Annotated in this window: 18 protein-coding genes, 1 tRNA gene and 1 pseudogene; 11 read left to right on the forward strand and 9 right to left on the reverse strand. The window is 63.2% G+C overall.

The genetic code is table 11. The features are described from left to right. Positions 1 to 14 precede the first annotated feature (14 nt). The 8 genes from GNZ21_RS04070 to GNZ21_RS04105 form a co-directional block, all read right to left on the reverse strand. Entirely contained in the window at positions 15 to 794 is a 780-nt protein-coding gene (locus GNZ21_RS04070; RefSeq protein ID WP_157321577.1) for a FadR/GntR family transcriptional regulator, read from the reverse strand. Next, on the reverse strand, positions 795 to 2594 hold the full coding sequence (locus GNZ21_RS04075) for a dipeptide ABC transporter ATP-binding protein (protein WP_157321579.1): 1800 nt from the start codon (positions 2592 to 2594) through the stop codon (positions 795 to 797). Then, the gene (locus GNZ21_RS04080) at positions 2591 to 3469 is read right to left on the reverse strand and encodes an ABC transporter permease (RefSeq protein WP_157321582.1); all 879 of its coding nucleotides are present in this window, start codon (positions 3467 to 3469) and stop codon (positions 2591 to 2593) included. The genes GNZ21_RS04075 and GNZ21_RS04080 overlap by 4 nt, the downstream gene beginning before the upstream one ends. Next, the gene (locus GNZ21_RS04085; RefSeq protein WP_188503698.1) at positions 3466 to 4410 is read right to left on the reverse strand and encodes an ABC transporter permease; all 945 of its coding nucleotides are present in this window, start codon (positions 4408 to 4410) and stop codon (positions 3466 to 3468) included. Before GNZ21_RS04085 ends, GNZ21_RS04080 begins: the two co-directional genes overlap by 4 nt. A 21-nt stretch (positions 4411 to 4431) precedes the next feature. Continuing rightward, a complete protein-coding gene (locus GNZ21_RS04090) occupies positions 4432 to 5955 on the reverse strand; it encodes an ABC transporter substrate-binding protein (protein ID WP_157321583.1) in 1524 nt (507 codons plus the stop codon). Between the two features lie 41 nt (positions 5956 to 5996). Beyond that, on the reverse strand, positions 5997 to 7433 hold the full coding sequence (locus GNZ21_RS04095) for an amidase (RefSeq protein ID WP_157321585.1): 1437 nt from the start codon (positions 7431 to 7433) through the stop codon (positions 5997 to 5999). Positions 7434 to 7511: 78 nt separating this feature from the next. Continuing rightward, a complete protein-coding gene (locus GNZ21_RS04100) occupies positions 7512 to 8285 on the reverse strand; it encodes an SDR family NAD(P)-dependent oxidoreductase (protein WP_157321587.1) in 774 nt (257 codons plus the stop codon). Between the two features lie 15 nt (positions 8286 to 8300). Next, on the reverse strand, positions 8301 to 9764 hold the full coding sequence (locus GNZ21_RS04105) for an aldehyde dehydrogenase family protein (RefSeq protein WP_157321589.1): 1464 nt from the start codon (positions 9762 to 9764) through the stop codon (positions 8301 to 8303). A gap of 164 nt (positions 9765 to 9928) precedes the next feature. On the opposite strand from GNZ21_RS04105, the gene GNZ21_RS04110 reads away from it, so the two are divergent. The 8 genes from GNZ21_RS04110 (at position 9929) to GNZ21_RS04145 (ending at position 20254) form a co-directional block, all read left to right on the forward strand. Continuing rightward, on the forward strand, positions 9929 to 11101 hold the full coding sequence (locus tag GNZ21_RS04110) for a 3-isopropylmalate dehydrogenase (protein ID WP_157321591.1): 1173 nt from the start codon (positions 9929 to 9931) through the stop codon (positions 11099 to 11101). Between the two features lie 229 nt (positions 11102 to 11330). Beyond that, positions 11331 to 13157: an acetolactate synthase large subunit gene (locus tag GNZ21_RS04115; RefSeq protein WP_157321593.1), complete on the forward strand. Its 1827-nt coding sequence runs from the start codon at positions 11331 to 11333 to the stop codon at positions 13155 to 13157. 2 nt (positions 13158 to 13159) lie between these two features. Next, on the forward strand, positions 13160 to 13690 hold the full coding sequence (gene ilvN, locus GNZ21_RS04120) for an acetolactate synthase small subunit (protein WP_157321595.1): 531 nt from the start codon (positions 13160 to 13162) through the stop codon (positions 13688 to 13690). Between the two features lie 26 nt (positions 13691 to 13716). Then, positions 13717 to 14742, forward strand: a complete 1026-nt coding sequence (gene ilvC, locus GNZ21_RS04125; protein WP_188503696.1) for a ketol-acid reductoisomerase — start codon at positions 13717 to 13719, stop codon at positions 14740 to 14742. A 99-nt stretch (positions 14743 to 14841) separates the two neighbouring features. Then, positions 14842 to 16437 carry a phosphoglycerate dehydrogenase gene (gene serA / locus GNZ21_RS04130; protein WP_188503695.1) on the forward strand — a complete coding sequence of 532 codons (1596 nt, stop codon included), beginning with the start codon at positions 14842 to 14844 and terminating at the stop codon, positions 16435 to 16437. A 13-nt stretch (positions 16438 to 16450) separates the two neighbouring features. Beyond that, entirely contained in the window at positions 16451 to 18070 is a 1620-nt protein-coding gene (gene metG, locus GNZ21_RS04135; RefSeq protein WP_157321597.1) for a methionine--tRNA ligase, read from the forward strand. Then, the gene (locus GNZ21_RS04140) at positions 18067 to 19131 is read left to right on the forward strand and encodes a 3-isopropylmalate dehydrogenase (RefSeq protein ID WP_157321599.1); all 1065 of its coding nucleotides are present in this window, start codon (positions 18067 to 18069) and stop codon (positions 19129 to 19131) included. The genes metG and GNZ21_RS04140 overlap by 4 nt, the downstream gene beginning before the upstream one ends. A 46-nt stretch (positions 19132 to 19177) precedes the next feature. After that, positions 19178 to 20254 (forward strand): branched-chain amino acid aminotransferase, encoded by a 1077-nt coding sequence (locus tag GNZ21_RS04145; RefSeq protein ID WP_157321601.1) that lies wholly within the window; start codon positions 19178 to 19180, stop codon positions 20252 to 20254. A gap of 14 nt (positions 20255 to 20268) precedes the next feature. Here GNZ21_RS04145 and GNZ21_RS04150 read toward each other — a convergent pair whose 3' ends face one another. Then, positions 20269 to 21960 carry a DUF885 domain-containing protein gene (locus GNZ21_RS04150; RefSeq protein WP_157321603.1) on the reverse strand — a complete coding sequence of 564 codons (1692 nt, stop codon included), beginning with the start codon at positions 21958 to 21960 and terminating at the stop codon, positions 20269 to 20271. Positions 21961 to 22038: 78 nt separating this feature from the next. Between GNZ21_RS04150 and GNZ21_RS16165 the strand changes: the two are divergent. From GNZ21_RS16165 to GNZ21_RS04160, 3 genes and pseudogenes are all read left to right on the forward strand, one after another. After that, positions 22039 to 22791: pseudogene (locus tag GNZ21_RS16165) on the forward strand (fumarylacetoacetate hydrolase family protein); the annotation flags it as partial. A gap of 84 nt (positions 22792 to 22875) precedes the next feature. Continuing rightward, positions 22876 to 24411, forward strand: coding sequence for a glutamate--tRNA ligase (gene gltX / locus GNZ21_RS16170; RefSeq protein ID WP_308805464.1), 1536 nt, complete (start codon positions 22876 to 22878; stop codon positions 24409 to 24411). 195 nt (positions 24412 to 24606) lie between these two features. Continuing rightward, positions 24607 to 24678, forward strand: a tRNA-Gln gene (locus GNZ21_RS04160). Positions 24679 to 24768 lie beyond the last annotated feature (90 nt).

The following is a 24768-nucleotide window of genomic DNA, read 5'->3' on the forward strand; positions in this document are numbered from 1 at the left end:
GGGTCTCGACAGCCTCAGCCCACCAAAGGCGCTAGCACTTGCTGTTCCTCATCAGTAAGCCTGTCTTTGTAGAACCGGAAGATGTTATCGGCCGCACTCTGCCGGGCACCGATGGGGTCCTGGGCCTGAATGTGATTATTCAGTGTGGCTGCGTCAAGGGCTGATTGCCGCAGACGTGCCGCCAAAGCGGGGCCATCGGCCTCATCGCCGAGCCGTCGCCGCGCGATCGTGGTGAGGGCACCATCGACGGCTTGACCTGTGGCCTGCAGCAGCTGGTTCCCGGAGGCAGCCCGAATGGCGGAATGGAACTCGGAGAGCAGGACTCCGAACTCCTCACGGAGCTCAGTCTGTGACTCAGCGGTGGTGGCCCTATCGGCCAGCGTGGCGAGATCCCCGGCGCAGGCAGAGATCTTGGCTTTGGCATCCTCGTTGTCAGTTGCCGCTGCCAGCAGCGCCGACTGGCTCTCCAGCAGCAGTCGGAACTGGATGAGCTCCACCCGCGTGGTCCCCTCCTGATCGGTCATACGCACCAGCGGCCGTTCCAAGGCTTCGGGCCTGAAAGGCAGGACCTCCGGCCCGCGAGGGTCACCCGCACGGGTGTGGACAACACCTGTCGCGTGCAGCACGCGCATCGCCTCCCGCACTGTGGCACGTGAGACAGAGAACGTCTGCATCAGCACACGCTCACCAGGAAGTCGGTCCCCCGGGTGGAGGCGCCCCTCCCGCACCCCAGCTTCGATCTGCTCTACGATCAGTTCGTAGGAGCTCACCTTCTTCACGGGTTCAAACTTCATCTACGCCGCTCTGTCCCTCAACCGGGGAATGGACTCTACGAGATCCGCGGTGTAAGGGTGACGGGGTGAGTCGAACACTGCCTCCGAGTGACCGCATTCCACCATGTGTCCATTGTGCATCACAGCGACCACATCGCAGCTGTAACGCACCACATTCAAGTCATGGGAAACGAATACCAGCGTGAGCTGATACTCGTCCACCAAATCCTGGAGCAGATTCAGCACCTGGGCCCGCACAGAGACATCGAGAGCGGAGACAGCTTCGTCGGCGACCAAAACTCTTGGTTTGGTGACCAGTGCCCGGGCGATTGCTATCCGTTGCCGCTGCCCTCCGGAGAACTCGTGCGGGTGCTTCTCTGCTGAGCTTCGTGGGAGCCCCACCTGTTCCAGCAGTTCGTGGACCCTCCGGCGCCGCTCAGCGCGGTCAGTGTTACGCAGCGGCTCCGCAATGATGTCGGTGACTTTCATCCGTGGGTCCAGAGATCCCATAGGGTCTTGGAAAATGATCTGCATTGTCTCGCGCAACCACCGCAGGTGCCGTTCCCTGCCGCCGGAGATTCGTTCACCAGTCACATCCACGTACCCTGAGGTGGGTTCATCGAGTGCTGTCAGCAGCCGAAGCAGCGTTGACTTCCCGCATCCTGACTCTCCAACGATGCCGAACCGCTGCCCGGCGGTCACATCAAAGGACACTCCCCGCAGGGCTTCGACCTGACGCCCCCGGCCTAATAAACCTGGCTTTCCATAAGTCCGGGTGAGGTCGCGCACCCGAATGGCGGGGTTCTGCGATTGGTTATATACCAGGTCAGTCCCGTCCACTGAATCGGCGAGGTGATCGATGCTGGGCATATCGAAGTCTGTTGTCCCGGTGCTGCTGCGAGCGGCCTCAGATGCAGCTTCCTTCACCTTTGTGAGCGCTGTGGCTCCCGTCTCGACCGAGGATTCAAGGGTGAGCAGTCGTCCAGTACTCGGATGCGTCTCTAGCGCGGAGGCCGCCAGCAGGGCTCGGGTGTAGGGGTGTTCAGGTGTGGTGAACACTCGATCGATGGATCCGCTTTCCACTATCCGCCCCTGGCGCATAATGATGACGCGATCACATAGTTCGGACACCACGCCGAGGTCATGAGTGATGAACAGCAGGGAGGATCCAGCGCGTTCGACCTGTTCGGCCATGAGGTTCAGCACCTGCTTCTGAACCGTCACATCAAGCGCCGTGGTGGGCTCGTCGGCGACGAGGAGCTCAGGGCCGTTTGCCATCGCCATAGCGAGCATGACTCGCTGCCGCTGTCCTCCAGACATCTGATGCGGGTAAACCTCGGAGGCCCTGGCCGGCTCGGGAATCCTTACCGAGGACAACAAGTCGATGACCTCCGCTTTGACCTGTTTGGTTCTCGGTCGGTGAAGCCGGATGACCTCGCGAAGTTGGTCACCGACTTTCATTAACGGGTTTAATGCAGTCATCGGTTCTTGGAAGACCATTGACAGTCGATTGCCGCGGATCTTAGAAAACTGATCCTCGTCTGCGCTCAATAGGTCGATTGACTGCGATTCAGCAGATTCCTCTTCAGCGGCCGCCCTGCGGCTGCCAAGGATGACACGTCCCTGGGCGTTGAGGCCTTGGTCCAACAGTCCGAGGACGGACAAGCAAGTCAAGGACTTTCCGGATCCTGACTCTCCGATCAGTCCGACACGTTCACCAGGCATGATGTCGAAGCTGATGTCCTTGACGAGTTGTTTCCTTCCAGCATGGACACTGAGGTTCTCAACACGGAGTAAGGGGGCAATGGCGCTGGTGGTCATCGCGATACCTCCATTCGGGGGTCGAATCGATCGCGTAGACCGTCGCCCAGCAGATTGAATCCTAGGACGGAGACTGCGACTGCAAGGCCCGGCCAGAGAATAGTCAGGGGGGCGTTGTGGAGCACAGCCTGTCCGTCCTGAAGCATGCGACCCCAGGATGCCGCGGGAGGTGGAGTGCCGAGGCCCAAGTAGCTCAGCGCCGCTTCAGCCAGTATGGCGATAGCGAAACCAACGGTGGCCTGAACGATCAGTATTCCTCGGATATTAGGCAGGACGTGTCGTATCGCCAGGAACAGTGGGCCTCGGCCTGCGGCACGGGCCGCGAGGGCATATTCGCGACTCAGAACCTGCAGGGTTCCGGACCTGGCAACGCGGGCAACTCCTGGTGCCAGTCCGAGACCCAGTGCGATGACGGCGGTAACAGTGCTGGGTCCGAAGATCGCGGCTAGGACGATAGCCAGCAGAAGAGCTGGAAACGCCTGGAGAATGTCGTTGCCCCGCATGACCCACGTGCCTGCACCCCGGTCGGTCATCGCCGCCAGTATCCCCAGGGGCACACCGATGGCAAAGCCTACGCCGACAGTTCCAAGCCCCACTAATAGTGGTACGCGGGATCCTACAAGAAGCATCGAAGCGATATCGCGGCCCAACCCGTCGGTGCCGAGCCAATGTTCAGCACTGGGGCTCGCCAGGCGATTGACCGCATTTGTGGCGGTGGGACTCTGAGGAGTCCACACGACGGAGACCAGTGCCATCATCAGGACTACAGCGACCAACACGCTGCCAGCGATGATCAGCGGAGTTCCTCCGCGACGGCGGGTGTTCTTCGCCGTCGGTGTGATGCCGTTTGCTGTCTCGGAGCTGCGCTTTGTCATGAGCTAATCCTCAGGCGAGGGTCAATGAGGGGGCGCACCAGATCGACCAGGAGGTTTACCGCAAGTACAAGGATCACCACGCACATCACAATGGACTGAATCATGACAAGGTCCCGGTTGGCCACGGCGCGGATGAGGTTGGATCCCAGACCGGGAATCACGAACACAGTCTCGATGACAACTGCGCCGATAATCAGGTTCGCAAACTCGATACTGGTCACCGTGACTACCGGAACCAATGCGTTGCGCAGCCCGTGACGGAGGAGGGCAGCACCGGGCTTGAGGCCTTTGGCTCGGGCCGTGCGCATGAAATCCTCCCGCATCACTTCTAGTACCGCAGCTCGGATGTACCGGGCAAGGATCGCTCCGTTGACCAAACCCAGAGCCAGTGCCGGCAGCGCAAGATGCCGGAAGAAATCAATCCCGGAGTTCGGTGGTGCCCAGCCTCCCGAAGGCAACCAGCTCAGTGTCACAGCAAAGACAGCGATGAGAAGAAGGCCGGCCAAGAAGTTAGGAACTGAGATCCCCAACTGGCTTATCGCTGAGAACACCATGCCGTCCGGACGGTGGTGCCGCACGGCGGCGAGAATACCCAGTGGCAGCGCGATGAGGACTGCCACGACGATCCCGCCGGTGACCAGCAGAAGTGATACCTGAAGGGCGTCTAACACTTGCGGGCCTACCGGGGACCTGGTGGCGTACGACGTTCCCATGTCCCCGGTAAAGAACCCGGTGACCCACTCCAAATATCGCACCGGCAGCGGACGGTCCACCCCGAGCTGTTCTCGCAGCGCTTGGACCTGTTCCTCGCTGGCTTGCAGACCCAGCTGGGCGCGCGCCGGATCCCCGGGCAGGACTCCCAAGAGGAAGAAGACAAGCACTGACGCGACTAAGACAGTCAGAGCAAATATGCCCAGACGGCGGATCACATTCAGCAGCACGATTCTCCTCAGATGCCGGGGTTACTGGGACACGGTCACATCGGAGAGATCAATGCCGACGCCCAAATCGTTGATCGGCAGGCCAGAGATCCCGGCAGTGGACAGCACCACGTTCGGAGGGTTGTAGAGCCACACACCGGGGGAGTCATTGACAATGCGCTCGGTCACTTCCTCCATGGCGGCAACATACTCCTGGTCGTCAGTGGCGGCCGCCGCTTCAGTGAATAGGTCTTGGGTCTCAGCGGAGTCATAACCCCAGTAATATTCGGGGTTGGCGTAGTTCGCCATATTGCGCGGTTCTACGTGGTTCACCACGGATAGGTCGTAGTCCTGATTCACCATAGTCTCCTCGACCCATACGGCCGGAAACTCCTGGGTGTCCAACGTGACGTCGATGCCGATTTCAGCGAGATTGTCCTGAATGACCTGAGCGGAGGCCTCAGCATATGCTCTGTTGGGCACGTTGAAACTCAGCGAAATGTCTTCGACCCCAGCGGAGGCGAGCATCTGCTCAGCAGTCGCTGGGTCGTACTCGTAAGTGTCGCTGAAGTCGATAAAGTAGGGGTCTGTGGGCACACTCGGTCCACCCAGAATCTCGCCATAGCCGCCGGTTGCGGCAGCCAAGACCGACTCTTTGTCGATCGCGTGTTGTATTGCCCTACGGACTTCAGGGTCGGCGAGCGCTTCATGTTCGTCGTTCATTGCCATGACCACCACGCCCTGAGTGGTACCGACCTGCACATCAATACTGTCGTCTGCTTCGAAGCTCTCCAGCTGATCGTATGCCTCTGAGCGCAGGATGGCATCTACCCCTCCAGTGCGCACAGCGTTAGCGGCTGCAGATGCGTCTTGGTAGTACACCAACTCGACTTCGGCCACGCCGGCCGGATCTCCCCAGTAGTCGTCGTAGCGACTAAGTTCCATGCGCACTGCATTCTCATACGTGACGAACTCGAACGGACCGGTTCCGTTGGCGTCCGTGGCCAAGTCATCAATGCTCTCCGGGGAAAACATAGCTCCTAAGGGCCCGGCCAACCAGAAGAGCGCGTCGTAGTCAGGCTCGGACAGCACGACAGTGACTTCGTGGTCATCTACGATTTCTACCGATTCGACAGCAGCCAGCTGTTCTGGTGTGTTGGCTGACCACTCGTCGAGGCGTTCGAGGGAGAACTTAACGATCTCCGCATCGAAAGTGGTTCCGTCGTGGAAAGTGACTCCTTCCCGGAGGTTGAAGGTGTACTCCAGTCCGTCATCGCTAATCTCCCACGACTCAGCCAAAAGCGGTTGGATCTCTCCCTCGGCATCGATGCGCACCAGGCCCTCGTAGACGTTGTACAGCAGAGCCTCAAAAATTGCGGCACCGCCGGTGGTCGTGAAGTCAAGGTTGGCAGGAACGGCGAACATGCCGATGCTGACGCTGGCGTCGGAGACCTCACCGTTGTTGGTTTCGGTTCCGTTGCTGTCACTATCGACTGTGGCGTCTTCACCTCCGGCTCCGCATGCGCCGAGAGTGAGTGCGCTTACAGCCAGGGCCGCAGTCAGCATTTGTCGGGTTCGTGTCAGTCTCATGGGGAGTCCTTAGGATCTCAGGGTACGGGTGTGGTGTTGTGGGCGGAATGAACGTCAGGCCACGGTCGCCCGGCGTCTTGTGGACGCTCTGCTTCGAAGAAGGCGGCCGCGGCCAAAGCAGTGCGATCATGGTGGCGTTGTGCGGCGATCTGCACCCCCACTGGACTCCCAGCGGCGGTGAATCCAGCATTTATACTCGCCGCTGGCATCCCCGCAAAGTTGTAGCCCACACAGTGGGGAATATGCTCCATCGCCTTGTCCACATTGTTGGAGGGCATTGGCCATTCGGCGGGGAACGCTGGGCCAGGGGCTGCAGGTGACAAGATGAGGTCAAGACCAGCCGTAGCCTCCAGTACGCTGCGGCCCAGAGTCATCTGCGCGTCGTGGGCCTCCAGGGCCTCCACGGCGGTGATTGTTGACGCTCCTCGGCACCAGTCGGCGATAAACGGCAACATTCTGGACTGCCGGTCTGGGGGCAGCTGGTTGAACCTCCGCCAGTGGCTGGCCCTCCAGAACTTGTCGATGAGATTCACAGTGCCTGGATCCAGGTAGGGAGGCAGTTCGACGACTTCGGCGCCGGCGTCGGCGAAGACTTCCGCAGCGCGCCGAATCACGGAAGCAACCTCTGGGTCCACGGCGGCACCGTCACCTACGTCGAGGACCAACCCAACTCTGTGACTCTTCGGATCGAAGCTGAGGTCGAGCCAGTGTGTTTGGTCATCAGCCAGTGACCAGGGGTCGGCGGGGTCGGGGCCGGTGAGCACACTCATGGCGCGGGCTAAGTCGCCCACCTTGCGACCCATGGGTCCGATTGTCCGGCCCGGGTAGGGCGGATCTACAGCTATCCGACCGTAAGTGGGTTTGAAGCCGGCCACCCCGCACCAGGACGCGGGGAGTCGAATAGAGCCACCGATGTCAGATCCCAGATTGATGGGTGCGTAGCCAGCGGCAGATGCGGCACCGGCTCCCCCTGATGACCCGCCGGGGCTCCAATCCAGATTCCACGGGTTGCGGGTGATCGGGTGGGCAGAGGAGATGCCGGAGGACAGCATCCCTAGCTCCGACATGGTGGTACGGCCCAGAATGCAAGCTCCGGCTTCAAGAGCTCTGTCCATCACCGGGGCATTGCGGGAAGCAGGCACCGGCGGGGTTGCGGCGGAACCCAGAATGGTGGGTCGACCAGCCACCTGTTGGTTCTCCTTCAACGTCACCGGTACGCCGTCCAGTACCCCTAGTGGATTTCCCTGCTCCCAACGGCGACGAGAGGCTTCGGCCGCCTCCAAAGCAGCCTCGTCGAACCTGTCACATACGGCACGTAACATCGGCTCGAGCTGATCAATGCGCCGCAGGCAGGCGGTGACCACTTCGACAGGGTCTGTATCTCCTGCGGAGTAGGCCGCGTTCAACTGCTCTGCGTCCAGGTCGGCGAGACTGGGGGTGGCGACTGTTGGCATGTGTAACCCTAGAGTCCTTACTCAGATGTGTGTTGCATCACAATGAAGTCTACATTACTGGTCTGACCAGTAAAGGGGTCAATGAGGTGGTGTGAACCGTCCGTCTATTGCCGTCCACCCTCCGTCTACTCGGAGGTTGGACCCTGTGACGTAGCTTGCTGCACTCGAGGCCAGGTAGACGACTGCTCCGGTCAGCTCTGAAGGAACTGACCAGCGACCTAACGCGGATTTGGCAGCGTAGGCCTGATACCACTCGGGGTGGGACTTGATCTGGTTGGTCAACGGAGTCTCGACGACGCCGGGAGAGACCGCATTGACCCTGACTCCGGCTGCTCCGAACTCAGCGGCCGCGGCCTTGACTAACTGGACTGCGCCGGCTTTGGTGGCGGAGTAGGCAGATTGGCCCGGTTCCACGACCTGGTCACGTATAGAGGAAAAGACGATGATGCTTCCCGTGCCCCGTTGCATCATTGTCTCGCCGAAGTACTTGATGACTGCGAAGGTACCTTTCAGGTTGAGGTCCACTACGCGTTCAAACTCTTCCAACGAATAGTCCACTATCCGTTTGCGCACATTCATGGCCGCGGTGAGAACAACGACATCGACATTGCCCAGGTCGTGAGCCGCTTGGCGCACTGCCTCTGGGTCAGTGACGTCTAGAGTCAATGGTTCCCCGTTGACAGCGGAGGCGGTCGTTGCGGCGACACTGCCGTCTCGGTCTGCGCAGACTACCTCTGCTCCGTGGGCAGCCAGGGCCTGTGCGACCTCACCTCCGATCCCGCCAGCTCCGATGACTAGTGCTCTGAAGTTGTCCAAGCGAAACATCTCCGCATAGGGAGTGGTCTTTTCCATGGTGATGCCTCATACTCATTCCGGCCGGATAATGGCCATTCGGGTGACGGTCAGTTCTTCAATCGCGAAGCGAGGACCCTCACGCCCTATGCCGGAGTCCTTGACTCCGCCATAAGGCATGATGTCTGAACGGAACCCAGGCACTTCGTTGACGACTACGCCGCCGACCTCGAGCTCCTCGATGGCTTTGAAGGCGTGGGCCAGCGAGCGAGTGAAAATGCTGGCATGAAGTCCGTAGCGGGAACTGTTAACTGTCTTCAGCGCTGCATCCAGGTCCGGCACTGAGCGCACCGCGATGACAGGAGCGAATATCTCCTCACACCACGCGTCGGCGGTATCTGGCACATCCAGGAGTACTGTGGGCTCTATTGTTCCGCCCACCACAGATCCTCCGTGAATGACCTCTGCCCCCGCTTGTTCCGCATCGCGGATCCAGCGCAAAGTGCGCTCGGTGGCCGCACTGTTGATCAAAGGGGCGACGTCAGTCTCTGGGTCCCTGGGATCCCCGACTCTGAGGCGCCTGATGCGCGCAGCGAGTTCGGCCAAGAACTGATCACGCACCGGCTCGCACACAATTACTCGCTGAACGGCTATGCACGCCTGACCGTTGAAGTAGTATCCCCCTCGCACCGCCGCGTCGGCGGCTTTGGCCACATCGGCCTCTTCGTCCACCACGAGGGCAGCGTTGGAACCGAGTTCTAACAGAGTCTTCTTCGGGGCTGCTGCACGAGCGATCTCATGCCCCACTGCGTCTGATCCGGTGAAAGATACTGCGGCTACTTGAGGGTCGGTGACCAACATGTGGCCCACCTGTGCATCTCCGGTGACCACCTGCACCATCTCTGCCGGGGCAGAGTGTGCAGCGGCTGCTTCACGCACCAGTGCAGCGAGCCACAAAGTGGATAGTGGGGTAGCTGGAGCGGGTTTGCAGATCACAGGGCAACCGGCAGCAATTGCTGGGGCAATCTTGTGGCTGGCCAGCAGCAGCGGAGCGTTGAATCCTGCAATGCCGACGACCAGACCGATCGGCTTCCGGCTCCAGAATCCAATCATTCCAGCCCCTGAGGTCTGCATGTCCAGCGGGACGGTCTCCCCATGGATATGAGCCACTTCTTCCGCAGCTGCAGACCAGGTGAAAAGAGTGCGTGAGACTTCGACCTCGCAGTCGCGTCTCACCTTTCCCGTTTCGGCGACCAACAGGTCTACGAACTCATCTGTTCGCAGCCTCAGAGCCTCGTGCACGTCCAGAAGGATCGATCTCCGTGCCGCCGAAATGAGTTTTCCGACAGGCTTGACTGCGGCTGCGCCCGCCGAGAGCGCGAGCTGTGCCTGCGCGGGCTGACCGACTGGTGCCTGTGCCACTTCGGCTCCGTCGAAGGGGAAGATGACCGCAGAGGTGGGTACCTCCGTCACCCAGCCAGGCCCGATGGGCAGTCCGTCAGGGATGGGAGGTGGCGCGAAATTCTGATCCTGGCTCATATTCAAGGTCCCTTCACCGGGGATCGTGGCGTACTAGCCGGTGTACTGGTCAGACCAGCTCGCTAGCAGTTACAGTGTGATCCAGATCTCAGTGAACCGTCAAGTTCATGAGATGTACGAATAGCGTCGAGGGCCCGAGGGCCGGAGCAGGAGGACTGGCCGGGATGAGCACATATAAGTTGGCAGTAATTGGCGGCGACGGTATTGGCCCCGATGTCACCCAAGCCGCGTTGGAGGGCGTGGAAGCTGCGGCGCTCCGTTTCGGCTTCACAGTCCAGACGACGGACTTTGACTTGGGTGCTGAGCACTACCTGAGGACTGGTTCAGTGCTGGAAGCGGACACCTCTGCAGCGATAAAAGACCACGATGCGATTCTTCTCGGGGCCGTGGGTGATCCGCGGGTGGCCCCCGGCATACTCGAACGTGGGCTGATCGTGGCACTCCGCGTCGCGTTTTCTCAGGCCGTCAATATTCGCCCGGTCCGTCTCTACCCTGGTGTCGAGAGTCCGGTCAGAGGAGTCACACCAGAAAACTGTGATTTGGTGGTCATCCGCGAAAACACAGAGAGTCTTTACACCGGCGGCGGGTCGCACTTCCACGCTGGAGGCCCGAACGCTGTCGCAATCCAGAACTCCGTCAGCACGGCGGCGGCCACATTCGACGCTGTGGAGTTCGGGTTCCAACTGGCGCGGCTCAGGCGTGGCAGGCTCACCCTGTGTCACAAGACGAACATTCTTGTCCATGCCGGACGCCTGTGGGAGGACGTAGTTACCAGGGTGGCCGAAGAGTATCCGGACGTCGAACACGACTATGTCCACGCCGATGCCATGTGTCAGCATCTGCCGCTGGACCCAGGCCGATTCGACGTGGTCGTGACTGACAACCTGTTCGGCGACATTATCAGCGACCTAGGGGCCACTGTGCAGGGTGGACTAGGCGTAGCCGCTGGTGCGAACTACAACCCTAAGGGATCGGCCCCCAGTATGTTTGAGCCGGTGCACGGTTCTGCACCCGATATCGCTGGTAAGGGCTGGGCCAACCCTGCAGCCGCGGCGTTGTCTGCCGCCCTCTGCCTGGCTGGTTTGGGGGAGCGTGCCGCGGCCGTCACTCTGGAGGCGGCAGTCGCGTCAGTCCTCGCTGAGCTTCCGGCCCTGGCTGGCCCAGGGATGGGAAGCGATACCTTGACCCTGGGGCACCGAATCGCTGAGCGCGTTTCGTCCATAGAGGTACCTCACTCCGCTGAGGCGAACCAGTCTCTGATGGGGGCACTGAGTCACCATGCTCAACAACAGCGTCAAGGCCGCGAACGGTTGACCGGCAACAAGCTGTCCGAATAATGAGACGGGTATGACGAGGGTTGACGCAGGTCACGCGAGACGAAAATATAGTGGTCATGCGCCAGATGCTAGTGGTAGTAGTACCCGTCATTACCCCCGCCGGGGAATGAACGGTCTGCTCACCATAAACTGCTGACGCGAACCGATCGATTACCCCGGCACGAGGGCCCCGCACAGGGACTCCGGAAGCCGGGGTTTCGTCTGTGCAGGGGCAGATAAGGGATTGGACATGCTGACCACAACAACAGCTGAGACCCGGCTCTACGGGCCAGGGCGCTCCGTCGCGCCAGAGCCGGTCACCGGAAGCCAGGCCATCATACGCAGCCTGGAGGAGCTCGGCGTCACGGATGTATTCGGCATCCCCGGCGGCGCGATCCTGCCGACCTATGACCCACTGATGGACTCTGAGCAGATCAACCACATCCTGGTGCGTCACGAACAGGGTGCCGGTCATGCCGCTCAGGGCTACGCCATGGTCACCGGGGAGGTCGGCGTCTGCTTCGCCACCTCCGGCCCCGGGGCAACCAACCTGGTGACCGCCATCGCCGACGCCCATATGGACTCGGTTCCCATGGTGGCCATCACCGGTCAGGTCAACGCCGCAGTGATCGGCACCGATGCCTTCCAAGAGGCCGATATCGTGGGCATCGCCACCCCGATCACCAAACACACCTTCCTGGTCACCGACCCGGACCAGATCCCCCAGGTGATGGCCGAGGCCTTCCACATCGCCTCCTCCGGGCGCCCCGGCCCGGTGCTGGTGGATATCACTAAGTCTGCCCAGGCCGCGCAGACCACATTCTCCTGGCCGCCGAAGATCGGCCTGAACGGGTACAAGCCCACATCCAAGGGCCACCCCAAGCAGATCCGCGAGGCCGCCAAGCTCATCGCCGCCAGCCACCGCCCGGTCTTCTACGTGGGAGGCGGCCTCATCAAAGCCGAGGCCGCCGAGGAGTTCCGCACCCTGGCCGAGACCGTCGGTGCTCCGGTGGTGAACACGCTGATGGCCCGCGGCGCCTTCCCCGACTCCCATCCGCTGAACGTGGGCATGCCCGGTATGCACGGCTCAGTCTCCGCCGTGGCCGCCCTGCAGCAGGCAGACCTGCTGATCACCCTGGGCGCCCGGTTCGACGACCGGGTCACCGGCCAGCTGGACAGCTTCGCACCCGAGGCCAAGGTCATCCACGCTGATGTGGACCCGGCCGAGATCTCCAAGAACCGTTCCGCCGATGTGCCGATCGTGGGCAGCCTGAAGTCGATCATCCCGGAGCTGACCACCGCCTGCACTGAGGTCTTTGCCAGCACCGAGCGCCCGGACCTGAACCCCTGGTGGACCCGGCTGAACCGGCTGCTGGAGACCTACCCCCTGGGCTGGACCGAGCCGGAGGACGGTGCCATCGCCCCGCAGAAGGTCATCCAGCGGATCGGCGCGGCCTCCGGGCCGGAGGCGGTCTACGTTGCCGGAGTCGGCCAGCACCAGATGTGGGCCGCCCAGTTCGTCGGATATGAGCGCCCCCGCCAGTGGCTGAACTCGGGCGGCCTGGGCACTATGGGCTACTCGGTGCCGGCAGCCATGGGCGCGGCGGTGGGCAACCCGGACCGCACCGTCTGGGCGATCGACGGCGACGGCTGCTTCCAGATGACCAATCAGGAGCTGGCCACCTGTGCCATCAACAACATCCCCATCAAGGTCGCGGTGATCAACAACTCCAGCCTGGGGATGGTCCGCCAGTGGCAGACGCTGTTCTACGAGTCCCGCTACTCCAACACCGATCTGAACACTGCGCTGAACCCCTCCGGTGAGGAGGTGGTGCGCATCCCGGACTTCGTGAAGCTCGCCGAGGCCTACGGCTGCGTGGGGCTGCGGTGTGAACGCGATGAGGACATCGACTCCGTGATCGCCCAGGCCCTGGAGATCAATGACCGCCCCGTGGTCGTCGACTTCGTGGTCTCCCGGGACTCCATGGTCTGGCCCATGGTCCCGGCCGGGGTCTCCAACAGCGATATCCAAGTCGCCCGCAACCTCACCCCCGACTTCGACGGAGAGGATGACTGACCATGGCACAGAGTTCATCGAACGACGTCGCCCGCCGCACCCTCTCTGTTCTGGTTGAGGACGTCCCCGGCGTGCTGGCAAAAGTGGCCGGGCTCTTCGCCCGCCGCGCCTTCAACATCCACTCGCTGGCCGTGGGCCCCTCCGAGGTTGAGGGGCTGAGCCGGATCACCGTGGTGGTGGACGCCGACGCCGAGCTGCTGGAACAGATCACCAAGCAGCTGAACAAGCTGATCAACGTCATCAAGATCATCGAGCTGGAACCGGGCAACTCGGTACAGCGCGAACACCTGCTGATCAAGGTCAAGGCCGATGCCGCCGCCCGGCTGCAGGTCACCCAGGCGGTGGAGCTCTTCCGGGCCAAAATTGTGGACGTCTCCACCGATTCGCTCACGGTGGAGGCCACCGGGGCCGCCGATAAGCTGGACGCGCTGCTCTCAGTGCTTGAGCCCTTCGGGGTGCGCGAGATCGTCCGCTCCGGCTCGCTGGCCATCAGCCGCGGTGCGAAATCCATGACCGATAAAGCTTTCAGATAAGAACCCCAACATCGAGGAGAACTCAAGTGACTGACCTCTATTACGACGACGACGCCGACCTGGGCCTGCTGGCAGACAAGACTGTAGCCATCATCGGCTACGGCTCCCAGGGCCATGCCCATGCCCTGTCCCTGCGCGACTCCGGCGTGAACGTCGTCGTGGGTCTCAAAGAAGGCTCCGCATCCCGGGCCAAGGCCGAGGAGCAGGGCTTGAAGACCGCCACTGTGGCCGAGGCCGCAAAGGCCGGCGATATTGTGATGATCCTGGTGCCGGACCAGTACCAGGCCGATGTCTACACCACCGAGATCGCCCCCAACCTGCAGCCCGGCAACGCGATCTTCTTCAGCCACGGCTTCAACATCCGGTTCGGCTACATCCAGCCCCCCGCAGAGGTGGATGTGGCCATGGTGGCCCCCAAGGGCCCCGGCCATGTGGTGCGCCGCGAGTACGAATCCGGGCGCGGCGTCCCGGCGCTGATCGCCGTGGAGCAGAACCCCAGCGGCCAGGCCAAGGAGCTGGCACTGGCCTACGCCAAAGGCATCGGCGGCACCCGGGCCGGAGTCATCGAGACCACCTTCACCGAGGAGACCGAGACCGACCTGTTCGGTGAGCAGGCTGTGCTCTGCGGCGGAGCCTCCCAGCTGGTCCAGTACGGCTTCGAGGTGCTCACCGAGGCCGGCTACAAGCCGGAGATCGCCTACTTCGAGGTGCTCCATGAGCTGAAGCTGATTGTGGACCTGATGGTTGAGGGCGGGCTGACCAAGCAGCGCTGGTCCATCTCCGACACCGCTGAGTTCGGCGACTACGTCTCCGGCCCCCGGGTGATCTCCCCGGAGGTCAAGGAGAACATGAAGGCTGTGCTCTCCGATGTGCAGTCCGGTGCCTTCGCCGAGCGGTTCATGAACGACCAGCGCAACGGCGCCAAGGAGTTCAACGAACTGCGCGAGAAGAACCAGAACCACCCCATCGAGCCCACCGGCAGGGAGCTGCGCAAGCTGTTTTCCTGGATCCCCACCGACGACGACTACACCGAGGGCACTGCAGCCAGGTGAACCATCATTAAGTATTAGAGTGAGTGGGGGCCTGGCGGCGTCGTCGTCGTCTCCCACTCACCGTCATTTTCACCTGCCTCCGCCGAGAAGAAGGAACCTGTGAGCACTCGTCCTGTTGTAGTCCTAGCCGAAGAGCTCTCGCCTGCTACTGTCGAGGCCCTGGGGCCCGACTTCGAGATCCGTCAGTCCGACGGCACCGACCGGCCCCGGCTGTTCGCCGATATCGCCGATGCTGATGCGCTGATGGTGCGCTCAGCCACCACCGTGGACGCCGAGGTCTTCAGCCACGCCAAGAAGCTCAAAGTGGTGGCTCGCGCCGGAGTGGGCCTGGACAATGTGGACATCCCGGCGGCCACCTCCGCCGGCGTAATGGTGGTCAACGCACCTACCTCCAATATCGTCTCCGCCGCCGAGCTGACCTGCGCACACATCCTGGGCCTGGCCCGCAACATCTCCCCGGCCCACCACGCACTGCAGGCAGGGGAGTGGAAGCGCTCCAAATACACCGGGGTGGAGCTGGCTGAGAAGACCCTCGGGGTGATCGGCCTGGGCCGGATCGGCGGACTGGTGGCCGAACGCATGGCCGCCTTCGGCATGGAGATCCTGGCCTACGACCCCTACGTCACCTCCGCCCGGGCCCACCAGCTGGGCGCCCAGCTGGTCACCCTGGACGAGCTCTACGCCAAGGCCGATGTGATCACCATCCACATGCCCAAGACCCCTGAGACACTGGGCATGCTCAACGCCGAGGCCTTCGCCAAGATGAAGGACTCCGTGTTCCTGGTCAATGTGGCCCGCGGCGGCCTCATCGACGAGGCAGATCTCGAGGCCGCCCTGGAGGCCGGCAGCATCGGCGGGGCGGCAGTGGATGTCTTCGCCACCGAACCCTCCACCGACCTGCCCTTCTTCGCCCGGGAGAACGTTGTGGTCACCCCGCATCTGGGCGCCTCCACCCACGAGGCCCAGGAGAAGGCCGGGGTCTCAGTGGCCCGCTCGGTCCGGCTGGCCCTGGACGGCGAGCTGGTCCCCGATGCGGTCAACGTGGCAGGCGGGGCCATCGACGAACTGGTCCGCCCCGGCATCCCGCTGATCGAGAAGCTGGGCCGGGTGCTCACCGCCCTGGCCGAGGAGGCCTTCACCGATATCGAGACCGAGGCCGCCGGCGAGATCGCCGAGCTCAACGTCTCAGCCCTGCAGCTGGCTGCGCTCAAAGGCGTGTTCACCGATGTTGTCAACGATCCGGTCAGCTACGTCAACGCCCCGGTGCTGGCCGAACAGCGCGGCATCTCCACCAGGCTGACCACCACCAGCGAGGTGGAGGACTACCGCAACGCGCTGACCATCCGGGCGGCCACCTCCTCCGGACAGAACCTCTCGGTACGCGGCACCCTCACCGGCCCCAAGCAGATCGAGAAGATCGTGGGCATCAACGGCTACGACTTGGAGATCAGCCTCACCGACCACCTGGTGGTCTTCGAGTACGCCGACCGCCCCGGTGTGGTCGGCGCCCTGGGCAAGATCCTGGGCGCGCATAACGTCAACATCGCCGGGATGCAGGTCAGCCAGAACACCAAGGAGGGCCGCGCCCTGGCTGTGCTGACCATCGACGCCGCGCTGCCCGCCGGGGTGCTGGAGGCCATCGCCGCAGAGGTCGACGCCGCCCTGGCCGCCGAAGTCGACCTGGAAGAGAACTGAGAGACTGAGCCCAATGGCAGAGCAGCCCACCTACTACATCACCACCGCCATTACCTACCCCAATGGGGAACCGCATATCGGTCACGCCTATGAATACATCTCCGCCGATGTGATGGCCCGGTTCAAGCGACTCGACGGATACGAGACCTTCTTTCTCACCGGAACTGATGAGCACGGCCAAAAGGTGCAGCAGAACGCCGAGGCCCAGGGACTGACCCCTAAGGAACTAGTCGATCAGAACGCCGCCGTCTTCAAACAGGTCGATGACGAGGTACTCAACATCTCCTACGACCGGTTCATCCGCACCACTGACACCGACCACTATGAAGCCTCCCAGGCCATCTGGCGGCGCATGGTTGAAGCCGGAGACATCTACCTGGATAAATACTCCGGCTGGTACTCGGTGCGCGACGAAGCCTTCTACGCCGAATCCGAGACCGAGGTCCGCGAAGACGGGGAACGCTACAGCAAAGAGACCAATACCGAGGTCCACTGGGTAGAGGAGGAATCCTATTTCTTCCGGCTCTCGGCCTATCAGGACAAACTGCTGAAGTTCTACGCCGATAACCCTGACTACGGCGGCCCACGCAGCCGGTTCAATGAGGTGATCCGGTTTGTGGAGAATGGTCTGAACGATCTCTCCATCTCCCGCACCACCTTCGACTGGGGAGTTCCGGTGCCCAAGGACCTCACCGAGTCCGAGACCTCCCTAGATCATGTGATGTACGTGTGGGTGGACGCCCTGACCAATTACCTCACCGGGGTGGGCTTCCCGAACACCGACTCCGAGTCCTTCGCCAAGTTCTGGCCGGCCGATCTGCATCTGATCGGTAAGGACATTTCCCGGTTCCACTGCATCTTCTGGCCTGCCTTCCTGATGAGTGCTGGCATCGAACTCCCCAAACGGGTCATCATTCACGGCCACCTGCACAACGCAGGGGTCAAGATGTCCAAATCCATCGGCAATGTGGTGGCACCCTCGGCCTGGGTGGACACCTACGGGTTGGACCCGGTGCGCTTCTTCCTGCTGCGCGAGTTTCCCTACGGTCAGGACGGCTCCTACACTCATGAGGCCGTGGTGGGCCGGAAGAACTCCGATCTGGCCAATAACCTCGGCAACCTGGCCCAGCGCAGCCTGTCCATGATCGCGAAGAACTGTCAGGGTGCCATCCCCGAACCCGGGCAGCTGACTGAGGCTGACCAGGCCATCCTGGAGCAGGCGTCGTCGTTATTGGAGACCAGCCGCAAGGCCTACGAGGTCCAGGAGTTCCACAAAGCCCTTGAGCGCACCTGGCATGTACTGGGTGAGACCAATGCCTACTTCGCCGAGGCGGCGCCCTGGAAGCTGGCCAAAGGCGATGCCGCCGAGCAGCAACGGATGCGCACTGTGCTCTATGTGACCGCCGAGGTAATCCGCCGGGTGGCGCTGCTGATCCAGCCGGTCATCCCGGACTCGGCCACCAAACTGCTGGACGCCCTGGCCGTGGAGGCATCCGGTGACGCCGGGGCCACCAACGCCTCCAACACCGGGCCGCGGTCATTCGCCGCCTTCGGCGATGCCCTGGTACCCGGCACCCCCATCGCCAAACCCCAGCCCATCTTCCCGAGGCATGAGGAGAAGGAGGACGCATGAGCAGCTTCAGCATCGCGGTGATCGGTGGAGACGGGATCGGTCCCGAGGTCACCGCTGAGGCCCGCCGGGTAATGGACGCCGCCCTGGAGAACGACGACGCCGCCACCCTCGAGTACACCGAGTACAGCCTGGGCACCCAGCACTGGGTGGAGACCGGGGAGACCCTCAACGATGACACGCTTGAGGCGCTGCGCGGACATGACGCGATCCTCTTCGGGGCAGTCGGCGCGGATCCCCAGGACAAGCGGATCCCCTCCGGGGTGATCGAGCGTGACCTGCTGCTGAAGCTGCGCTTCGAGCTTGACCACGCGGTCAACCTGCGCCCCTCCCGGACCTACCCCGGGGTGATCACCCCGCTGGCCTCCGATGAGGGCTTTGACTTTGTCGTGGTCCGTGAGGGCACCGAGGGACCCTATGTGGGCAACGGCGGCAGCATCCGCAGGGGCACAGCCCAGGAGGTCGCCACCGAGACCTCGCTGAACACCGCATACGGGGTGCACCGGGTGGTGCTGGAGGCCTTTGAGCGTGCCGCCGCCCGCCGCGGCCACCTGACCCTGGTGCATAAGCACAATGTGCTCACCCACGCCGGGGACCTCTGGCGCCGCACAGTGGAGGCGGTCGCCGCCGAGCACCCCCGGGTGAGTTGGGACTATATGCATGTGGACGCTGCCACCATCCACATGGTCACCAACCCCCAGCGCTTTGATGTGATCGTCACCGATAACCTCTTCGGCGATATCCTCACCGACCTGGCCGGAGCAGTCTCCGGGGGCATCGGACTGTCCCCCTCGGCCTCGATCAACGTGGCCGGCACGGCGCCATCCATGTTTGAACCCGTGCACGGCTCCGCCCCGGATATCGCCGGGCAGGGCATCGCTGATCCCACCGCAGCAGTGCTCTCCGCGGCCTTGCTGCTGGAGCATCTGGGAATCCGCGACGCCGCCACACGGATTGAGCAGGCCGTGCTCACCCAGCTCACCGACTGGGCCGAGCAGGGAACCGGCGCCGGGCTGAGCACATCGCAGAAGGGGCAAGCCTACGCCGCCGCGGTCTCCCGTTAGACTGACCCACACAACCTGCCCGCTGCTTCACGAAGGGACGCCCAGCATGACCGCCTTCCAGTACATCCAGCATCCGAGCCCCACCTCTGAGGACCAGATTGCACAGATTCTGAAAGACCCGGGGTTCGGCACCAACTTCACCGACCACACTGCGGTGATCGACTGGACCCTCGACGGCGGCTGGGCCAACCCCAGGGTGGAGGCCTACGGGCCGATCCCGCTGGACCCGGCGGCCTCAGTGCTGCACTATGGCCAGGAGATCTTTGAGGGCCTGAAGGCGTATAAGCACTCCGACGGCGGCATCTACACCTTCCGGCCGCAGGCCAATGCCGCACGGCTGAACAAGTCTGCCCACCGCATGGCGCTTCCGGCGCTGGATGAGAATCTGTTCCTGGAGTCCCTGGAGCAGCTGGTGGCCGTGGATAAGAGCTGGGTGCCCACCGGAGAGGGCGAGGCCCTGTACCTGCGCCCCTTCATGTTCGCCACCGAGGCCTTCCTGGGGGTGCGCCCGGCCCAGGAGGTCAGCTACCGGGTGATCGCCTCACCGGCAGGCAACTACTTCGGCGGGGAGCTGAAACCAGTGCGGATCTGGGTCTCGCGCGACTACGCCCGGGCGGCCCCCGGCGGCACCGGGGACGCAAAGACCGGCGGCAACTACGCGGCCTCTCTGCTGCCTCAGCAGCAGGCCGCGGAGAACGGCTGCCAGCAGGTGCTGTTCCTGGATCCGCTGCATGACAATGCCATCGAGGAGCTCGGCGGCATGAACGTCTTCCTGGTCACCAACGATGGCCGGCTCCTCACCCCTGAGCTGACCGGCACCATCCTTGAAGGGGTGACCCGCTCCTCGGTGATCCAACTGGCCAAGGATCGCGGTCTGACCGTGGAGGAACGGCGCATCACCTTAGATGAATGGGATGCCGGAGTCACCGAGGGCACTATCACTGAGGTCTTCGCCTGCGGCACCGCTGCGGTGATCACCCCGATCGGTGAGCTGGTGGACGGGGATAAGGTCATCGCCTCCACCGGCACCGGTGAGGTCACCCAGGCCATCCGCGAGGAGCTGCTGGGCATCCAGACCGGCACCGTGGAGGACCGGCACAACTGGCTGCACCGCCTGGCCTGATCCCCGCGGCCAGCTCAGAGCTTGGCCAAGGTGTGCTCGAGGTCGTCCAGGCCAAGGGCGCCCAGGCTGAGCGCCTTCATATGCCAGGCCTTGAGGTCAAACTCCTCACCCCGTGACTCCGCGGCGGCCCGAGCTGCCTCGCGCCCGGCCAGCCAGACGCGCTCGCCGAGCTTATAGCTGATCGCCTGCCCCGGCCAGCCCAGGTAGCGGATGATTTCCGAGGCCACGAACTCATCAGGACTGCCAGTGTGCGCATTGAGGAACTCCTCAGCCAGTTCCCGTGTCCAGGTCTGGCCGGGACCGATGGGGGAGTCCTCGGGCACCTTCAGCTCCAGGTGCATACCCAGATCGATCACCACCCGGATGGCCCGCAAGATCTGGGCGTCCAGGTAGCCCAGCCGCTCCTCGGCGTCGAAGTAGCCCAGCTCATCCATCAGCCGCTCGGCGTACAGTGCCCAGCCCTCGGTCATTCCGGATGAGGAGCCCAGAGTAGTCTGATAGAGCGAAAGGTCCTTGGCGACATGCGCCCACTGTGCAAACTGCAGATGGTGACCTGGCACGCCCTCGTGGTACCAGGTGGAGACCAGATCATAGACCGGGAACACTGTGCGCCCCAGCGTGGGCAACCAGGTGCGGCCCGGCCGGGAGAAGTCCACGGCAGGCCGCGTGTAGTACGGAGCGGCAGCTGAGCCTGACGGAGCGATCATCGCCTCCACCTGCTTCACTGGTTCGGCAATGTCAAAGTGCTTGCCGTCCAGCTCAGCGATCGCGGCGTCCATCATCTCCTGCAGCCAGGCGCGGACCTCCTCCACGCCCTCCACCCGGCGGCCATGCTCATCCAGCCAGGCCATCGCCTCCACTGGGGTTGCCCCGGGCTTGATCTGCTCGGCAAGCTCCACCATCTCAGCCTGGATCCGCTGGTACTCGGCCCAGCCCCAGGCGTAGACCTCCTCCGGATCAATGCTGGCACCCATGAATCGGCGGGTGCTCAGCAGATACCGCTGACGTCCCGCAGCATCCGCAGTGCCCTGAGCATCAGGCAGATACTCCTCGCGCAGGTAGGTGCGCATCGCGGCCACAGCTTCTACGGCGCCCTCGGCCGCTGAGTTCAGTTCAGCCTGGAGGGACTCCGGGCCCTTGGCGGCGAACTGATGGAACCAGGACTGCTCACCCTCAAGCCACTCGCCGAGCTGGTCGATGACCGTCTCCACCTGCAGCGGTGCGGAGGTGAGCCGGCGGCGTCGCCCCTCATCCAAGGTCTGGCGCAGCGAGGCGTAGCTGTCCGGGAACTTGGCCAGCCGGCGCGCGATCACCGCCCAGTCCTCCTCGGTGGCTTGCGGCATCAGCAGGAACAGGGAACGTGCCGCGTGCACGGGCGAGCCGATATTGCGCAGCACCCGCAGGTTCTCCCCAGACTCATGGGCCTCCAGCTCCACGCCGATCCGGTCCCGCAGCAGGGCAGCGCAGCGGGCCTCCACCTCATCGAAGCCTTCAGGGGTGGCATCCTCCATAGCGTCCAGCTCAGCGAGCACCCGGCGGCCCAGCTCCGCCCGGGCCTGGGACTTGGCCGGGGAGTAGTCGGGCATCCGGTCATCGCCTGGCTTCAGACCCAGCATGGTGGCCACGGAGGGCTCCAGCTCAGCGAGTTCATGGACAAAGGCATCAGCCAACTGACGGGGAGTGGAAGCGGAGAAATGGTTGCTCATGGCAACTATCCTGCCAGAGGCGGCGTCGTGCACAAACCCGCCCCGCCGTGGCCACACCAAGGGCGATAGAGTGGGCGCATGCGCATTGCACGTTTCGTCACTGATTCTGATCCTGCCTACGGAGTGGTCACCGGCGAGCCCGGCGAGGAGATGATCAGCCAGCTGGTGGGCGATCCCTTCTACCAGGGCATCCAAGAGGCCGGTCAGACCCATAAGCTGGCCGATGTGCGGCTGGTCGCTCCGATCATCCCCCGCTCCAAGCTGATCGGCGTGGGCAAGAACTACGCTGACCACGCCAAGGAGATGGGCGGGGAGCCGCCGGCCTCGCCGCTGCTGTTCCTGATGCCCAATACTGCGGTGGTCGGGCCCAATGAACCGGTGGCCCTGCCCAGCTTCTCCGAGGAGGTCAGCTACGAGGCCGAGCTTGCCGTGGTGATCGGGCGGATCTGCAAGGATGTGCCCCTGGAGCGGGTTGACGAGGTGATCTTCGGCTACACCGTAGCCAATGATCTCACCGCACGCGACGCCCAGCGCACCGACGGGCAGTGGGCCCGCGCCAAGGGTTTCGACGGCTCCGCCCCCCTGGGGCCCTGGATCGAGACCGAGCTGGACCCCGAGGGCCTGCGCATCTGCGGGAGGCTCAACGGCAACACCGTCCAGGACGGCAACACCGCCCAGATGATCTTCGGTGTCCCCGAACTGATCACCTACATCTCCCAGGCGATGACCCTGCTGCCCGGCGATGCGATCCTCACCGGCACCCCCGCCGGGGTCGGGCTGCTCGCCGAGGGGGATACCTTCGAGGCTGAGGTCGAGGGCATCGGGGTGCTGCGCAACACCTTCCGCGCCTGCGCCGTTCCCCCTACGACGCCGCCCCACTCACCACTTTCTGACCAGGAGACTCGTTCACCACCTATGAGCACCCCCACTGCAGCCCCTGCTGATGTTCCCGCCGTTGACGCCGCTACGCCGGTGCGCGTGCGGTTCTGCCCCTCACCCACCGGCACCCCGCATGTGGGCCTGATCCGCACCGCCCTGTTCAACTGGGCCTACGCCCGGCACACCGGCGGCAAGCTGATCTTCCGGATCGAGGACACCGACGCCACCCGCGACACTGAGGAGTCCTACCTCCAGCTGCTGGAGGCCCTGCGCTGGCTGGGCATCGACTGGGATGAGGGCGTGGAGACCGGGGGTCCGCATGAGCCCTACCGGCAGTCCCAGCGCTCCGAGATCTACCAGGACGTGATCGCCAAGCTGAGGCACGCCGGCTACATCTACGAGTCCTACTCCACCCCCGAGGAGGTCGAGGCCCGGCACCAGGCGGCCGGCCGCGACCCCAAACTCGGCTATGACAACTATGACCGCCAGCTCACCGCCGAGCAGGTGGAGGCCTTCCGTGCGGAGGGCCGGGAACCGGTGCTGCGGCTGCGGATGCCGGATGAGGACATCACCTTCACCGATCTGGTGCGCGGGGAGATCACCTTCAAGGCCGGCTCCACCCCGGACTTTGTGGTGGTGCGCGCCAACGGGCAGCCGCTCTACACCCTGGTCAACCCGGTGGATGATGCGCTGATGGAGATCACCCATGTGCTGCGCGGTGAGGATCTGCTCTCCTCCACGCCTCGGCAGATCGCCCTGTACCGGGCGCTGCACGCAGTGGGTGTGGCCAAGTACATGCCGGCCTTCGGTCATCTTCCCTATGTGATGGGGGAGGGGAATAAGAAGCTCTCCAAACGGGACCCGGAGTCCAATCTCTTCCATCACCGCGACCGCGGTTTTGTGCGCGAAGGCCTGCTGAACTACTTGGCGCTGCTGGGCTGGTCGCTCAGCGCTGATGAGGACATCTTCACCGTGGATGAGCTGGTGGAGCACTTCGATGTGGCCGATGTGCTCGGCAACCCGGCCCGGTTCGATGTGAAGAAGGCCGAGGCGATCAACGGCACCCATATCCGGAGGCTGGATCCCAAGGACTTCCGGGATCGGATGGTGCCCTATCTGCAGGCGTTGGGTCTGGTGGGCGATGAGCTCTCCGGACGTGAGGCGCAGCTGCTCGACGGCGCAGCCCCGTTAGTTCAGGAGCGGATCGCACTGCTGGGTGAGGGTGCGGACATGATGGCCTTCCTGTTTGTGGCTGATGACCAACTGGAGGTTGAGGATAAGGCGTTCAGTGGCCTGGGGGATCAGGTGTTGGAGACCCTCGACGCCGCCACCTCGGCTCTGCAGGGCATCGCAGAGTCTGAGTGGACCACAGAGAACATCGAGGAGGCGCTGCGCCAGGCGCTGATCGAAGGGCTGGAGCTGAAGCCCCGCAAGGCCTTTGGTGCGGTGCGCTCTGCGGTATCGGGGCGGCGGGTCTCGCCTCCGCTGTTCGAGTCCATGGAGCTGCTGGGCCGGGAGTCCTCGCTGGCGCGGCTGGCCCGATTCCGGGGCCTGGTAGAGGCCCGCGGCTAGTTTCGAGCCGACTCCGCGCATACTCCCAACAGTTGTTGCAACGACTCTTAGAATCCGCCCCCCCTGAGATCTGGGCGATTTGTGCAACATTCCCTGGGAGTTTCGCGCTGCAGCACTGGGTCCACCGCAGTTTGCGCGGCAGTGATCTCCTGCTGTAAGATTTACTGCTGTTGCCCCGGCTGAGCCGGTAAGCAATGGGCTATGGTGTAATTGGCAACACAGCGGTTTCTGGTACCGTCGTTCTAGGTTCGAGTCCTAGTAGCCCAGCGAATCACGTCAGTACTGATGCGATTCACGGCCCCATCGTATAGCGGCCTAGTACGCCGCCCTCTCACGGCGGTAACGCGGGTTCGAATC

The sequence above is a fragment of the Nesterenkonia alkaliphila genome, from assembly GCF_009758175.1.
Lineage (GTDB): Bacteria > Actinomycetota > Actinomycetes > Actinomycetales > Micrococcaceae > Nesterenkonia > Nesterenkonia alkaliphila.

Excerpts from the sequence above, each read along its gene's own strand:
- ilvN (WP_157321595.1), top strand. The coding sequence starts at position 13,160 with ATGGCACAGAGTTCATCGAACGACGTCGCCCGCCGCACCCTCTCTGTT.
- GNZ21_RS04145 (WP_157321601.1), top strand. The coding sequence starts at position 19,178 with ATGACCGCCTTCCAGTACATCCAGCATCCGAGCCCCACCTCTGAGGAC.
- GNZ21_RS04100 (WP_157321587.1), bottom strand. The coding sequence starts at position 8,285 with ATGGAAAAGACCACTCCCTATGCGGAGATGTTTCGCTTGGACAACTTC.
- GNZ21_RS04080 (WP_157321582.1), bottom strand. The coding sequence starts at position 3,469 with ATGACAAAGCGCAGCTCCGAGACAGCAAACGGCATCACACCGACGGCG.
- gltX (WP_308805464.1), top strand. The coding sequence starts at position 22,876 with ATGAGCACCCCCACTGCAGCCCCTGCTGATGTTCCCGCCGTTGACGCC.
- GNZ21_RS04095 (WP_157321585.1), bottom strand. The coding sequence starts at position 7,433 with ATGCCAACAGTCGCCACCCCCAGTCTCGCCGACCTGGACGCAGAGCAG.
- GNZ21_RS04090 (WP_157321583.1), bottom strand. The coding sequence starts at position 5,955 with ATGCTGACTGCGGCCCTGGCTGTAAGCGCACTCACTCTCGGCGCATGC.
- metG (WP_157321597.1), top strand. The coding sequence starts at position 16,451 with ATGGCAGAGCAGCCCACCTACTACATCACCACCGCCATTACCTACCCC.
- GNZ21_RS04150 (WP_157321603.1), bottom strand. The coding sequence starts at position 21,960 with ATGAGCAACCATTTCTCCGCTTCCACTCCCCGTCAGTTGGCTGATGCC.
- GNZ21_RS04105 (WP_157321589.1), bottom strand. The coding sequence starts at position 9,764 with ATGAGCCAGGATCAGAATTTCGCGCCACCTCCCATCCCTGACGGACTG.
- GNZ21_RS04140 (WP_157321599.1), top strand. The coding sequence starts at position 18,067 with ATGAGCAGCTTCAGCATCGCGGTGATCGGTGGAGACGGGATCGGTCCC.
- GNZ21_RS04075 (WP_157321579.1), bottom strand. The coding sequence starts at position 2,594 with ATGACCACCAGCGCCATTGCCCCCTTACTCCGTGTTGAGAACCTCAGT.
- GNZ21_RS04115 (WP_157321593.1), top strand. The coding sequence starts at position 11,331 with ATGCTGACCACAACAACAGCTGAGACCCGGCTCTACGGGCCAGGGCGC.
- GNZ21_RS04070 (WP_157321577.1), bottom strand. The coding sequence starts at position 794 with ATGAAGTTTGAACCCGTGAAGAAGGTGAGCTCCTACGAACTGATCGTA.
- GNZ21_RS04110 (WP_157321591.1), top strand. The coding sequence starts at position 9,929 with ATGAGCACATATAAGTTGGCAGTAATTGGCGGCGACGGTATTGGCCCC.